The following is a 14,157-nucleotide window of genomic DNA, read 5'->3' as shown; positions in this document are numbered from 1 at the left end:
ATGCTCAGCGCCAAATATTCCAGGGCGTCTGCATCCAGATCGCCACCACCAGCAGCCACACGCCGGTCAGCGGGATGAAAATTTTCCAGCCCAGACGCATGATCTGGTCATAGCGGTAACGCGGGAACGACGCGCGGAACCACACGAACATCGAGACCACGACGAAGGTCTTCAGGCCCAGCCAGAGCCAGCCCGGGATCCAGGTCAGCGGCGCGACCTCGATCGGGGGCATCCAGCCGCCCAGGAACATGATGGACGCCAGGGCCGACAACAGGATCATGTTGGCGTATTCGCCCAGGAAGAACAGGGCGAAGGCCATGCCCGAGTATTCGACCATGTGGCCGGCCACGATTTCCGATTCGCCTTCCACCACGTCGAAGGGGTGGCGGTTGGTCTCGGCCACCGCCGAGATCACGTAGATGACGAACAACGGCAGCAGCGGCAGCCAGTTCCAGGACAGGAAGTTCACGCCGTGCGAGGCGAACCAGCCCCTGCCCTGCCCCAGCACGATCTCGCTCATGTTCAGGCTGCCCGACACCAGCAGCACCGTCACCAGCACGAAACCGATGGCCAGTTCATACGACACCATCTGCGCCGAGGCGCGCAGCGCGCCCAGGAAGGCGTACTTGGAGTTCGACGCCCAGCCGGCCACGATCACGCCGTACACGCCCACCGAGGTGATAGCCATGACGTACAGCAGGCCGGCGTTGACGTTGGCCAGCACCACCTGCGGGCCGAAGGGCACCACGGCCCAGGCGGCCAGGGCCGGCATCAGCGTGACCACCGGCGCCAGGATGAAGAGGATGCGGTTGGCCTCCGTCGGCAGCACCACTTCCTTGGTCAGCAGCTTGAACACGTCCGCGAACGGCTGCGCCAGGCCCTTGAAGCCGACGCGGTTGGGGCCGAGACGGATGTGCATGAAGCCGATCATCTTGCGTTCCCACAAGGTGAGATAGGCCACGCAAAGAATGATGGGCACCGCGATGACGACGATCTTGACCAGGGTCCAGATGATCAGCCAGGGCGTCGCGCCCAACAAGGCCTGTCCCTGCGCTTCCAGGGTGTTGAGCCATTCCATCAGGCACGCTCCACGCTAATTTGACCAAAGGCGCCGCCGAGGGCGGCGGTTTTCTCGAAAGCGGCGGCGACGCGCACGGCGCGATCGGCGACCGCGTCATCCTGCACGGTCTCCAGCTCCACGCTGCCCGCGGCGGTGGCGACCTTCACCTTGACACCGGCGGTCAGGCCCAGGCCGGCCAGGGTGCGGCCGTTCATGCGGGCGGCCGGCGCGCGCGAGGCGGGCGCGGCTTGCAGCGGTTCCGAGCGGCGCACGATGGCGTCGGTGCGGTAGATCGGCACGTCGGCGACGCGTTCCAGGCCGGACAGCGCCTGGCCCACGCCGACGGCGGCGGCGATGCGGTTCGACAGGCGGCCTTCGATGCCGCCGGACAGCGCGGCGTCGCGCACCGATTCCGAGGTTTCGTCGTCGAAGCCGGGCAGGTGCAGCACATTGCCCAGCACGCGCAGCACCTTCCAGCCCGGGCGGCTTTCGCCGTGCGGGGCCACGGTGCCCTTGAAGCTCTGGGCCAGGCCCTGGGCGTTGATGAAGGTGCCCGAGGTTTCGGTGAACGGCGCCACCGGCAGCATGACGTCGGCCCAGTCGGCGGCGGCCGAGCGGTACGAGGTCAGGGCCACGGTGAATTGCGCGTCGCGCAGCGCGGCCACGGCCTGCGGGCCGTTGTCGGCGTCCAGCAGCGGCTCGGCGTGCAGCACGATGTAGGCCTTGAGCGGATCGGCCAGCATGGCGGCGGCGGTCTTGCCGCCCTTGCCCGGCACGGCGCCGGCCAGGTAGCCGCCGACGGTGTTGCCGCCCGAGGTCAGGAAACCGAGGCGGGCGCCCGCCAGTTCGGCGATGGCCTGGGCGTTGGCGGCGAGGACCGAGGCCTGCGCCGACGCGACGGCCAGGTTGCCCAGGAACACGCCGGCGTTGGCGCCGGAGGTCAGGCTGGCGGCGATCAGCTTGGCGTTTTCGCCCGGCGTCACCGAGGCGAAGCCGGCCGGCACGGCCTGGCCCTTCAACTGGGCCAGCGCGACGGCAACTTCGGCCAGCGCGCGCGGCAGCTCCGAGGGCGCCACGGTCAGGCGGCCGGCGACCGGCAGCAGCGGATCGTCGGCGGCGCTGTCGACCAGCAGCACCTGCGTGCCGCGCTTGGCGGCCTGGCGCAGGCGTTGCGCGAACAGGGGGTGGTCCTTGCGCAGGAAGGAACCGACCACCAGCACGCGGTCCAGCGTATCGAGATCGGCGATCGGCATGCCCAGCCACGGCGCGCCGGTCAGGGCGGCGTCGAAGGCCGGATCGGTCTGGCGCAGGCGGAAGTCGATGTTCTCCGAACCCAGGGCGCGCACCAGGCGGCCCAGCAGCGCGTATTCCTCGGTGGTCGCGTATTCCGTCGCCAGGGCGCCGATCTGGCCGGCGCCGAAGCTGTCGCGCACGCGCGCCAGGCCCTGGCCCACGGCCTGCAGCGCGTCGGCCCAGGAGGCTTCGCGCCAGGTGCCGTCGGCGTTGCGGATCATGGGCACGCCCAGGCGGTCCTCGCTGTTCAGGCCTTCGTACGAGAAGCGGTCGCGGTCGCTGATCCAGCACTCGTTGACGGCTTCGTTCTCGAAGGGCACCACGCGCATGACGTGCTCGCCCTTGACCTGCACCACCAGGTTGGCGCCCACGCTGTCGTGCGGGCTGACCGAGCGGCGGCGCGCCAGTTCCCAGGTGCGGGCGCTGTAGCGGAACGGCTTGGAGGTCAGCGCGCCGACGGGACAGAGGTCGATCATGTTGCCGGACAGTTCCGACTCGATGGAACGGCCGACGAAGGTCGTGATTTCGGAATGCTCGCCGCGATTGAGCATGCCCAGCTCCATGACGCCGGCGATTTCCTGGCCGAAGCGCACGCAGCGGGTGCAGTGGATGCAGCGCGCCATTTCCTCGGCCGACACCAGCGGGCCGAGATCCTTGTGGAACACCACGCGCTTTTCTTCGTGGTAGCGCGAGGCCGAGCCGCCGTAGCCGACGGCCAGGTCCTGCAACTGGCATTCGCCGCCCTGGTCGCAGATCGGGCAATCCAGCGGGTGGTTGATCAACAGGAATTCCATGACCGACTTCTGTGCGGCCTTGGCTTTTTCCGAGTTGGTGAAGACCACCATGCCGTTGGTCACGGGCGTGGCGCAGGCCGGCAGGGCCTTGGGCGCCTTCTCCACTTCGACCAGGCACATGCGGCAGTTGGCCGCGATGGAGAGCTTCTTGTGGTAGCAGAAATGCGGCACGTACTGCCCGACTTTCTGGGCCGCATGCATCACCATGCTGCCTTCGGGCACTTCTACCTTGTTGCCGTCGACGGTTAGTTCAACCATTGCTGTTCCTGAGACCTACAGATATTGCGGGACCACACACGACTTGTGCTCGATGTGGTGCGCGAATTCGTCACGAAAATGCTTCAGAAAGCCTCTGACCGGCATGGCGGCCGCGTCGCCCAGGGCGCAGATGGTGCGGCCCATGATGTTGCCGGCGACGTTGTCCAGCAGGTCCAGGTCTTCCGGGCGGCCATGGCCGTGCTCGATGCGATGGACCATGCGGTAGAGCCAGCCGGTGCCTTCGCGGCACGGCGTGCACTGGCCGCAGCTTTCCTCGAAGTAGAAATAGGACAGGCGCAGCAGCGACTTGACCATGCAGCGCGTATCGTCCATGACGATGACCGCGCCCGAACCCAGCATGGAGCCCGCCTTGGCGATGGCGTCGTAGTCCATGGTGGTTTCCATCATGATGTTCGCCGGCAGCACCGGCGCGCTGGAGCCGCCGGGGATGACCGCCTTCAACTGGCGGCCGGCGCGCATGCCGCCGGCCAGCTCGAGCAGCTTGGAGAACGGCGTGCCCAGCGGGATCTCGTAGTTGCCGGGACGCTCGACGTCGCCGGTGATCGAGAAGATCTTGGTGCCGCCGTTGTTGGGCTTGCCCACTTCCAGGTACTGCTGGCCGCCGTTGCGGATGATCCAGGGCACCGCCGCGAAGGTTTCGGTGTTGTTGATCGTGGTGGGCTTGCCGTACAGGCCGAAGCTGGCGGGGAACGGCGGCTTGAAGCGCGGCTGGCCCTTCTTGCCTTCCAGCGATTCGAGCAGCGCGGTTTCCTCGCCGCAGATGTAGGCGCCGTAGCCATGGAAGGCGTGCAACTGGAAGCTGAACTCCGAGCCCAGCAGCTTGTCGCCCAGGAAGCCGGCGGCGCGCGCCTCTTCCAGCGCTTCCTCGAAACGTTCGTAGACTTCGAAGATTTCGCCGTGGATGTAGTTGTAGCCGACCGAGATGCCCATCGCGTAGGCGGCGATGGCCATGCCCTCGATGACGATGTGCGGGTTGAAGCGCAGGATGTCGCGGTCCTTGAACGTGCCCGGCTCGCCTTCGTCCGAATTGCAGACGAGATACTTCTGGCCCGGGAAGGTGCGCGGCATGAAGCTCCACTTCAGGCCGGTCGGGAAGCCCGCGCCGCCGCGGCCGCGCAGGCCCGAGGCCTTGACCTCGGCGATGACGTCCTCCGGCTTCATGCCGGTGGTCAGGATCTTGCGCAGGGCCTCGTAGCCGCCGCGCTTGACGTACTCTTCCAGGCGCCAGTTCTGGCCGTCCAGGCCATCCAGGATCTGCGCGCCGATATGGCGGCCGTGCAGGCACATCGACTGCGACAGATCGTGCAGGGGATTGGGCTCCAGGCCCTGCGAAAATTGACGGTACAGGTCCGGCGCGTTCATGCCGACTCTCCTTGTGCCTTCAAGCTGGCCACCAGCGCATCCAGCTTTTCTTCCGACATGCGCACGCACATGTGCTTGTTGTTCACGATCAGCACCGGGGCGTCGCCACAGGCGCCCATGCATTCGCCCTCGACCAGGGTGAACAGGCCGTCGGCGGTGGTGCCGCGATAGTCCACGCCCAGCTTGCGCTTGAGGTAGTCGCCGGCCCGTTCGCCGTCGCGCAGCGCGCAAGGCAGGTTGGTACAGACGCTGATCTTGTGCTTGCCGACCTTGTTGACGTCGAACATGTTGTAGAAGGTCGCGACCTCCTGCACGGCGATGGGCGGCACACCAAGGTAATTGGCCACGTCCTCGATGATCTCGGTCGACAACCAACCCTGCTCGTCCTGGGCGATCGCCAGGGAAGCCATGATGGCCGACTGCTTCTGATCGGCCGGGAACTTGGTCAGTTCCCGGTCGATTTTCTGGTAAGCCTGTTCGGAAAGCAGCATAAGTTTGAATCCGGATTGAGCGGGAGGCCCGTACGACGACGGCGTGGACGGGTCTCTCGGTTCGGGTCTTTCTTCCAAGTCCTGGCGGCGCCCTTAGCGGTCGATCTCGCCGAACACGATGTCCTGCGTGCCGATGATCGTGACGGCGTCGGCGATCATGTGGCCGCGCGACATTTCGTCCAGCGCGTGCAAATGGGGGAAACCGGGCGCGCGGATCTTCAGGCGGTAAGGCTTGTTGGCGCCGTCGGACACCAGGTAGATGCCGAATTCGCCTTTCGGGTGTTCGACCGAGCTGTACGCCTCGCCCGGCGGCACATGGAAACCTTCGGTGAAGAGCTTGAAGTGGTGGATCAGCTCTTCCATGTTGGTCTTCATGGCGGTGCGCTTGGGCGGCGCCACCTTGTGGTTGTCGATCATCACCGGGCCGGGGTTGTTGCGCAGCCACTCGACACACTGGCGGATGATGCGGTTGCTCTGGCGCAGTTCGTTCACGCGCACCAGGTAGCGGTCGTAGCAGTCACCGTTCACGCCGACGGGGATGTCGAAGTCCAGCAGGTCGTAGACTTCATACGGCTGCGTCTTGCGCAGGTCCCAGGCCACGCCCGAGCCGCGCAGCATCGGGCCGGTGAAGCCCAGCGCCTTGGCGCGGTCCGGATCGACGACGCCGATGCCCACCAGCCGCTGCTTCCAGATGCGGTTGTCGGTGAGCAGGGTTTCGTACTCGTCGACGCAGGCCGGGAAGCGGTTGGTGAAGTCCTCGATGAAATCGAGCAGCGAGCCCGAACGCGCCTCGTTCCACTGGCGCATTTCCTTTTCGCTGCGGTACTTGCTGCCGGCCTGCTGCGGCATGGTGTCCGGCAGGTCGCGGTAGACGCCGCCCGGACGGTAGTAGGCCGCGTGCATGCGCGCGCCCGACACGGCTTCGTAGCAGTCCATCAGGTCTTCGCGCTCGCGGAAGGCGTACAGGAAGACCGCCATGGCGCCCACGTCCAGCGCGTGCGAACCCAGCGACATCAGGTGGTTCAGGATCCGGGTGATTTCGTCGAACATCACCCGGATGTATTGCGCGCGCAGCGGCGCCTCGACGCCCAGCAGCTTCTCGATGGCCATGACGTAGGCGTGCTCGTTGCACATCATGGACACGTAGTCCAGGCGGTCCATGTAGGGCAGCGCCTGGATGAAGGTCTTGTGCTCGGCGAGCTTTTCGGTCGCGCGGTGCAGCAGGCCGATGTGCGGGTCGGCGCGCTGGATCACTTCGCCGTCCAGTTCCAGCACCAGGCGCAGCACGCCGTGCGCGGCCGGGTGCTGCGGACCGAAGTTCAGCGTGTAGTTCTTGATTTCAGCCATGATCAGCGACCGGCTCCGTAAGTATCTTCGCGCACGACGCGCGGCGTGATTTCACGCGGATCGATGGTGACCGGCTGGTAGATGACGCGGCGCTGCTCGGGGTCGTAGCGCATTTCCACGTTGCCGGAGAGCGGGAAGTCCTTGCGGAAGGGATGGCCGATGAAGCCATAGTCCGTCAGGATGCGGCGCAGGTCGGGGTGGCCTTCGAAGACGATGCCGTAGAGGTCGAAGGCTTCGCGCTCGTACCAGTTCACGCCGGGCCAGCACTCGACCAGCGACGACACCATGGGGAAGTCGTCCTGGGGGGCCCAGGTGCGCACGCGCAGGCGCCAGTTGTGCTCGACCGAGAGCAGGTGCACGACCACCGCGTAGCGGCTGCCCTGCGCGCGGCCGGCCTTTTCCTCGGCCTGCTGGCGCGAGCCGTTGCCCCACGTCAGGTAATCGACGCCGCAAAGGTCGATACAGGATTCGAAGCGCAGCGTGGGTTCGGTGCGCAGCTTGTTGCAGGCCGACACCCATTGCGCCGGCGGAACTTCGAGGGTCAGTTCACCCAAGGCCTCGTTCAGCACGATTGCATCGCCAAACGCGGCCAGCAGGTTGTTTTTCAGGGTTTCGAGCCTGGTCATCATCTTCAACGAGTAGGTGAGCCACGCAACACCGGTGCGCGGCCAGGGCAGCGCTCAGCGCGCGATGGTGTTGGTCCGACGGATCTTGTCCTGCATCTGCAGAAGACCGTAGACCAGCGCCTCCGCCGTCGGCGGGCAACCCGGCACATAGACATCGACCGGCACGATACGATCGCAACCGCGCACGACCGAATACGAGTAGTGGTAGTAGCCGCCACCGTTCGCACAGGAGCCCATCGACACGACCCAGCGCGGTTCCGGCATCTGGTCGTAGACCTTGCGCAGCGCCGGCGCCATCTTGTTGCACAGGGTGCCCGCGACGATCATCAGGTCCGACTGACGGGGACTCGGACGGAAGATGATCCCGAACTGGTCCAAGTCGTAACGGGCGGCGCCCGCGTGCATCATCTCCACCGCGCAACAGGCCAGACCGAAGGTCATGGGCCACATCGAACCGGTCTTCGCCCAGTTGATGAACTTGTCGGCGCTGGTGGTGATAAAGCCTTGCTTGTGTAAGCCTTCTTCAATAGCCATATTCGTCTCAGCTAGCGTGATCGGAACCGTGGAGGATTACTCCCAGTCGAGCGCGCCCTTCTTCCATTCGTAGATGAAACCCACCGTCAGCACGGCCAGGAAAATCATGACTGTCCAGAAACCCACCATGCCGACCGCGCCATGCGCGATGGCCCAGGGAAACAGGAAGGCGATCTCGAGGTCGAACAGGATGAAAAGGATGGCGACGAGGTAGTAACGCACGTCGAACTTCATGCGGGCGTCCTCGAAAGCCTCGAAGCCGCACTCGTAGGGAGCGAGTTTTTCCGCGTAGGGGCGCCGGGGCCCGAGCAGCGAGCCCGCCGTCAGCAGCGCAAAGCCTATACCCGTCGCCACGACGATAAAAAGCAGAACGGGGAAATATTCTTGCAGGTTCATTCTGGCGCGTCCGTCATATGCACAAACCTTTGGATTGTAGCATTTTGACCGTTACTTCCGGCTGAACTCTGTTGCCCCTCTTATACAAGGATGCGAGCCAGCCACCACGCCGCAAACGCGCCGCCCCCGCTGCGTATTTGTAGCTGCCGCATTGTACCCTGCCACGCGCGCCGCGCATGCCTGGCGCCCCGCGCCGGGCAGTGCGGCGCGCGGAAAAGAGTTCGCCAAAAACATGGGGCGCGAAAGAGACGGATGCGCGGAGAGGGACGCGCGTCCCGCGCCGCGACCCGGATAAAAATCCGGGACGGGAATCACCCGGGAAAATGGCGCGCGAAAACAAAAAAAGAAAAAAGAAAAAAGAAAAAAGCCATCCGTAATGGATGGCTTTCAAAGACAAGGCTTGCGCCGTGCCCGGTATTGCATTCGGCACGCCGGACAAGCCGGCGCGCCTCGGGGCAGGACGGTTACCCGTCCCGCATCCGATTAGAACATGTGACGCACACCCAGCGCGACCACGGTGGTCTTCAGACCGTCCACGAACGCGTAGTCCTTGGCGTAGGAAGCCACGGCGTACAGGTTGGTACGCTTGGACAGGTTGTACGTAGCGCCAACCGAGAACACGTTGGTCGTTTCGTCGTTGTTGCCCGAGGTGTAGTAGTTGCCGTTGTTCGGGTCCAGACGCTGCCACGAACCGAAGACGCTGGTCGAGCCGCCGATCGGAGCGCTCAGGCCAACCATGTACGAGTTGACGCGCAGGCCCGAACGGTAGACGTTCGTCGACAGGTTACCCGGCAGGGTTTGGCCGTCGGTCAGCGAACCGTTGGTCATGGGGGCGCCGTTGATCGACGAAGCTTGGATCCAGCCGCCGCGGGTCTGGCCGTAGGCCAAGGACAGCTTCAGCACTTCGAAGTCATACGAACCGCCAACCAGCCAAGCGCGGATCTTGTCGCCGCTGTTGCCGCCGGTGGTGTCGGTGTTGCTGCGGTTCAACTGGTCATAGCCAGCGGCCAGGTTGATCGGGCCGTTGACGTAACGCAGACCGGCGGTGATGCCGCGCTGGTTGTGGTCGGTGTTGAAGCCGCTTTGAGCCGAGTTCGTGTCGTCCACGTTGAACGAGTAGCCGGCGCCAGCCTGGAAGCCGCCAAACACGGGGGTTTGGTACAGCACCATGTTGTCGTAGCGGGTCGTGTTAGCCGAGCTGAAGGCCGTACCGATGTTCGCCAGGTTGAAACCTTCCTGGAAGGGATCGATCGCGCTGAAGAACTTCGACGCGACGTTGGTTTGGCGACCGAAGTCCAGTTGGCCCCAGGAGTTGCTGGCCAGACCCAGGGTGGCTTGACGGCCGAACAGACGGCTGTTCTGCGCCATTTGGCCGTTACCGGCGGTGAAACCCGATTCCAGGGTGAAAACAGCGCGCAGGCCATCACCCAGATCTTCGCTACCACGCAGACCCCAGCGCGAGCCGCTTTGCCCACCGTTGCTCAGACCGAAGCGCGAAGCCTTGTCCGAACCCGTGCCGCTCAGACCCTTGATTTGTTGATAGGCAACACCGAGGTCGACGATCCCGTACAGGGTCACCGACGTTTCTGCCTGGGCAACACCGGCGAAACCGGCGAGCAGGGCGGCAGCGAGCAGAGTCTTTTTCATTTGAGAAATCTCCGTTGATTTGAGTGACAAGAGCAGCAATCCAGCAAACCAGCCTGCCGCCCCCCTAACTCCGCGAAGGGAAGTTGACGCTATTGCATCAAAAATCCGAGGGGCTGGCTACGCTCACCCCCGAAAAACGACGGGTTTGCCCGACACGATGTTGGGCTCATACAACAACCGCCTCCCGCCGGCCGGCGTCTCCCAGGGGGAAACGCCGGCGCGCCAGGGATGGGAGTGCTCAATTACTGAGCAGCGGAACGCCGGAACTCCCTGGCGAAGGCGGGGCCGGGACGGTCGATGCCCGCCTCAGCCCGCGCAACATAACGCTGTTATTTTTTGATTTCACTGTTATTCTTGAGCGGCCTGATCCTGGCGTTTGTTCTCGTCTGTTTTGCCGTTGTCGTTATCCGGCGGCTGGCTTCTCACGTTCCTGTGCGCCCAACGCCCCGATCCACCCCTGCCCCCGTGCCCTTGCCAGATTCCGACTCCGCCGCGCCGCCCTCCCCGGGTCCCGAGCCCTCCCCCCATGCCCAACGCATGGGCGCGGCCCGGCGCGCGCTGATCCTGGAGGCGGCGCGGCGCGTGTTCGCCCAGACGGGACTGGCCCAGGCCAGCCTGCGCGCCATCGCCCGCGAGGCCGGATGCACCACCGGCGCCATCTATCCCTGGTTCGGCAGCAAGGAGGCCCTGTATGCCGCCCTGCTGGAAGAATCCCTGGACACCCTGCACCGGCATCTGGCGGAACACCTGGCGCGCGCCGGGGACGCCCAGGCCGCGCGCGCGGCGGCGCGGGCCTTCTACGGCTACTACGCGCAGCGGCCGGCCGACCTGTCGTTGGGCTTCTATCTGTTCCAGGGGCTGGCGCCGCGCGGGCTGGGACCGGACCTTGACCGGAAGTTGAACGCGCGCCTGGCCGCCTGCGTGGGCTTGCTGGGCGAGGGATTGGCGCGCACGCGGCCGGACGCCGACGCCGCGCTGGGCAGCATGCAGATGTTCGCCTACCTGAGCGGCCTGTTGCTGCTGCGCCATACCGGCCGGCTGAAATCCCTCGCGCAAGACGCGCAGGATCTGCTCGACGCCTACTGCCGCACCCTGGAGACCTTGCCATGAACGACGCCCGCGCCGCGGATCGTCCCGCCGCCATCGCCCTGCCCGATTTCCTGCGCATGATGGAGGCGCAGCATCCTTTCGCGACGCTGCTGGGCATCCGCATCGAAACCATCGGCCACGGCACGGCGCGCGCCGTCCTGCCGGAGAATCCAGCGCACCAGCGCCTGGGCGGCATCGTGGCCGGTCCCATGCTGATGGCGCTGGCCGACGTGGCGCTGTATGCGGCGGTGGTCGGCGCCACCGGCGACAGCCACGCGGTGACCGCCAGCCTGACCATCAACTTCCTGCGCAAATGCCCCGCCGGAGAGGTGGTGGCCGAAGCGCGCCTGCTGAAGACCGGCCGCCTGTGCGCCGGCGACGTATTGCTGGCGCCGCGCGGCGGCGAGCCGGTGGCCCAGGCGGTGAGCACCTGGGCCGTGCCGCCCGCCCGGCGTCCCGCGGCTTAGGCCCCGGGAATTACTTGCCGGCCATCGTCACGCCCTTCAGGCGGATCAGCCCGTCCGGATACGGCACGAAGCCCTGCACCGTCTTCTTGTGGGCGAAGGTCCACGGCAGGTAGTACAGGTAGATGATGGGGTCGTCCTCGCGCAGGATGGCCTGGGCCTGGCCGTACAGGGCCTTGCGCTTGGCCGTATCGGATTCGCCGCGCGCCTCGGTCAGCAGCTTGTCGACCTCGGCGTTGCTGTAGCGGCCGTCGTTCAGGTTGCCCTTGGTCGAGACGTACTGGAGGATGTTGCCGCTGGGATCCACGCGGCCCGACCAGCCGCTTTGGCCGGCCTCGAAATCGCCGCGCGACAGCGCCGACTGCAGCGAGGCGAACTCCACCGGCTTCAGCGAGATGTCGAAGCCCGCCTCGGCGCCCATGGCCTGGATCAGCTCGTAGACCTGCTGGTTGGTGGTGTTGTTGCCGTAGGTGATTTCCAGCTTCACGCGGTCGTAGCCGGCCGCCTTCAGCAGCGCCCTGGCCTTGTTCGCGTCGCGGCCCTTGCGCTCGAACTTCTTGTCGTAGGCGAAGCTGGCGGGCGGGAAACCCTGGAAGGCCGGCTGGAATATGCCTTCGCCGACCACTTCGTTGATGGCGTCGCGGTCGATGGCCAGGTCCAGCGCCTGGCGCACGCGCTTGTCCTTGCCGGCGGGCTGGTTGGCGCGCGCGCCGTTGGCGATGTTGATCGAGAACGACTGGTAGCCCAGGCCGACGACCTGCGCCAGCACCAGGTTCTTGTCGTTCTTCACGGCCTTGACGTCCGAGGGCGCCATGCGCTCGATGATGTCGAGGTCGCCCGCGCGCAGGTTGTTCACGCGCACGGTGGTGTCCGGGATGGGCGTGAAGACGACGCGGTCGAAGTGGTAGTCGGCGGCGTCCCAGTATTGGGGGAATTTCTCCAGCACGATGCGGTCGTTCTGCACCCGCTCCTTGAAGCGGTAGGGGCCGGAACAGACGGGCTTGGCGCCCGGGTCCTTGTCGAAGGAGGCCGGCGACATCATCATGCCGGCGCGGTCCGACAACTGCGACAGCAGCGAGGCGTCCGGCTCGGTCAGGTGGATCACCACCGTCTGCGCATCGGGCGCGTCGACGCTGGCCACCGTGGCCAGTTCGGTCTTGCGGTTGCTGTCGGGCAAGGTGCGGCCGCGGTCCAGGTTGGCCTTGACCGAAGCGGCGTCGATGGGCGTCCCGTCGTGGTAGACGGCGCCCTTGCGCAGCTTCATGGTGACGGTCTTGCCGTCCGCGCTGGTCTCCCAGGACTCGGCCAGTTGCGGCACGAACTTCAGGTCGGGCGTGATATCGATCAGCTTGTCGCACAGGGAGGCGAACACGATGCGGCCGACGAAGGTGCGGGCCCGCACCGGGTCGAGCACGTCGGGATCGTCCTGCAGGCCGATGCGCAGGGTGGATTGGGCCACGGCGGCGCCGGTGGCGAACAGGCCGGCGAGCGCCACGGCCAGGCAGAGTTTACGCATGATGCTTCTCCTCGAAAGCGATGCCGGCGGCGCGCGAACACATCCCTGCGCCTGCTTGGCGCCCCCTTTTTGAGGCCGGCCGGCGATTCGCGGGGATTGTATCGGAGGGAGCCATGCCGGGCCGATTCGCCATGGCGGGGCCGCCCATTGGATAATCGCGGTTTTGCCGCCACGCCGCCCCGTTGTCCATGACCTCGACCGTTCCCGCCGCCGCCCTCGCCTCCGACCGCCCCGCCGACCATCCCATCCTGCGCCGGGTGCTGCACGCCATCCACCTGGGGCGCGCGCAGGGTTTCCATTTTCCCAGCAACTTCCTCGCCATCTCCTTCGACCACGTGGCGCCGGCCGGCAGCGTGACCACGCTCAAGGGCGCGCCGCTGCGCGCGGACGGCGGCGTCGACCCGGTGGGGCTCGACGTGCTGGCCGACCTGGCGCTGGCGGCCAGCGTGCGCTCCGCCCTGCAGCAGGCCGTCCGCCTGGCCACGGTCAACCTGCAACTGCAATTCACCGGCGCGGCCTGTGACGGCCCCTTGCGCGCGGTCAGCCATTTCCATGGCTTCCTGCGCGACACGGCCGGCCAGCAGGCCGTCGCCAGCGTCAGCGTGCGCAGCGGCGAGCGCGAAATCGCCCTGGGCAGCGGGACCTTCATGGTCCTGGACCTGCCTCCCGGCGCCCGCGTGCCGGTGCTGTCCGCGATCGAACCGCCGGCCGAGGCGGACTGGGCCGGCCTGGCGCTGCCCGCGCCCGGCGGGCTGGAGGAGAGCGAGGCGGCCATCTACGCCCAGGCGCTCAAGGCCTTGCGCACGGGCGGCATGGAGAATTTTTCGGAAGCCTTCTGGGGCTTTCGCACGCGGGCGTCCGCGCGAGGCGCCAGCGGCACGCTGCGCAACGGCGCCCACCTGGGCAACCGCGTCGGCCACGTGCAGGGCGGCGTCCTGCTGGCCTTCGCCCAGGCCACCGCGCAAGCGGCGCTGCCGGGCGACTGGCCCGTCAGCAGCGTGACGGCGGGCTTCGTCAGCCCGGGCGAAGGCGAGCAACTGCGGGCGCGCTCCCGCATCATGCACCGGGGCCGCACCACGGCGGTCGTGCGCACGGAAATCACCGGCGTGGACCGGCGCCGCGTGCTGGAAGTGATGACGACGCATTCGCTGCGCAAGCGCGAGACGGCCCAAGGCTGAATCCGGACATTTCAGCGCGCTCATTTCAGCGCGTTACGCGCGGCCCGCGGCGACGGGCCGCTGCGCTACGCTACGGGCGTC

Annotated in this window: 13 protein-coding genes; 3 read left to right on the top strand and 10 right to left on the bottom strand. The window is 66.4% G+C overall.

Annotated elements, in window-relative coordinates; genetic code table 11:
- Positions 1-4: 4 nt before the first annotated feature.
- From nuoH to CAL29_RS08135, 9 genes are all read right to left on the bottom strand, one after another.
- Positions 5-1,078 (bottom strand): NADH-quinone oxidoreductase subunit NuoH, encoded by a 1,074-nt coding sequence (gene nuoH / locus CAL29_RS08175; protein ID WP_094852386.1) that lies wholly within the window; start codon positions 1,076-1,078, stop codon positions 5-7.
- A complete protein-coding gene (nuoG, locus tag CAL29_RS08170; RefSeq protein WP_094852385.1) occupies positions 1,078-3,405 on the bottom strand; it encodes an NADH-quinone oxidoreductase subunit NuoG in 2,328 nt (775 codons plus the stop codon). The genes nuoH and nuoG overlap by 1 nt, the downstream gene beginning before the upstream one ends.
- A 15-nt stretch (positions 3,406-3,420) precedes the next feature.
- Positions 3,421-4,788: an NADH-quinone oxidoreductase subunit NuoF gene (nuoF, locus tag CAL29_RS08165; protein ID WP_094852384.1), complete on the bottom strand. Its 1,368-nt coding sequence runs from the start codon at positions 4,786-4,788 to the stop codon at positions 3,421-3,423.
- Positions 4,785-5,279, bottom strand: coding sequence for an NADH-quinone oxidoreductase subunit NuoE (gene nuoE, locus CAL29_RS08160; protein ID WP_094852383.1), 495 nt, complete (start codon positions 5,277-5,279; stop codon positions 4,785-4,787). Before nuoE ends, nuoF begins: the two co-directional genes overlap by 4 nt.
- A 93-nt stretch (positions 5,280-5,372) precedes the next feature.
- Positions 5,373-6,626 (bottom strand): NADH-quinone oxidoreductase subunit D, encoded by a 1,254-nt coding sequence (locus tag CAL29_RS08155; protein ID WP_094852382.1) that lies wholly within the window; start codon positions 6,624-6,626, stop codon positions 5,373-5,375.
- Between the two features lie 2 nt (positions 6,627-6,628).
- Positions 6,629-7,255, bottom strand: a complete 627-nt coding sequence (locus tag CAL29_RS08150) for an NADH-quinone oxidoreductase subunit C (protein WP_094852381.1) — start codon at positions 7,253-7,255, stop codon at positions 6,629-6,631.
- Between the two features lie 51 nt (positions 7,256-7,306).
- Positions 7,307-7,786 carry a NuoB/complex I 20 kDa subunit family protein gene (locus CAL29_RS08145; protein WP_094852380.1) on the bottom strand — a complete coding sequence of 160 codons (480 nt, stop codon included), beginning with the start codon at positions 7,784-7,786 and terminating at the stop codon, positions 7,307-7,309.
- A 36-nt stretch (positions 7,787-7,822) separates the two neighbouring features.
- Positions 7,823-8,182: an NADH-quinone oxidoreductase subunit A gene (locus tag CAL29_RS08140; protein ID WP_094852379.1), complete on the bottom strand. Its 360-nt coding sequence runs from the start codon at positions 8,180-8,182 to the stop codon at positions 7,823-7,825.
- A gap of 483 nt (positions 8,183-8,665) precedes the next feature.
- The gene (locus tag CAL29_RS08135; protein ID WP_094852378.1) at positions 8,666-9,829 is read right to left on the bottom strand and encodes a porin; all 1,164 of its coding nucleotides are present in this window, start codon (positions 9,827-9,829) and stop codon (positions 8,666-8,668) included.
- A 537-nt stretch (positions 9,830-10,366) separates the two neighbouring features.
- Here CAL29_RS08135 and CAL29_RS08130 point away from each other — a divergent pair.
- Together CAL29_RS08130 and CAL29_RS08125 are read left to right on the top strand one after the other, a co-directional pair.
- Positions 10,367-10,939, top strand: coding sequence for a TetR/AcrR family transcriptional regulator (locus CAL29_RS08130; RefSeq protein WP_094852377.1), 573 nt, complete (start codon positions 10,367-10,369; stop codon positions 10,937-10,939).
- Positions 10,936-11,385 (top strand): PaaI family thioesterase, encoded by a 450-nt coding sequence (locus CAL29_RS08125; protein WP_094852376.1) that lies wholly within the window; start codon positions 10,936-10,938, stop codon positions 11,383-11,385. Before CAL29_RS08130 ends, CAL29_RS08125 begins: the two co-directional genes overlap by 4 nt.
- Positions 11,386-11,395: 10 nt before the next feature.
- On the opposite strand, the gene CAL29_RS08120 is transcribed toward CAL29_RS08125, so the two are convergent.
- Positions 11,396-12,898 (bottom strand): ABC transporter substrate-binding protein, encoded by a 1,503-nt coding sequence (locus CAL29_RS08120; protein ID WP_094852375.1) that lies wholly within the window; start codon positions 12,896-12,898, stop codon positions 11,396-11,398.
- A gap of 188 nt (positions 12,899-13,086) precedes the next feature.
- Here CAL29_RS08120 and CAL29_RS08115 point away from each other — a divergent pair, with 188 nt between their 5' ends.
- Complete coding sequence (locus tag CAL29_RS08115; protein WP_094852374.1) at positions 13,087-14,076, top strand: acyl-CoA thioesterase domain-containing protein; 990 nt, start codon at positions 13,087-13,089, stop codon at positions 14,074-14,076.
- Positions 14,077-14,157: the final 81 nt, after the last annotated feature.

This window comes from Bordetella genomosp. 10, from assembly GCF_002261225.1.
Lineage (GTDB): Bacteria > Pseudomonadota > Gammaproteobacteria > Burkholderiales > Burkholderiaceae_B > Bordetella_C.
Note: the sequence above shows the minus strand (reverse complement) of the source record. Positions and strands in the feature narration are given on the sequence as shown.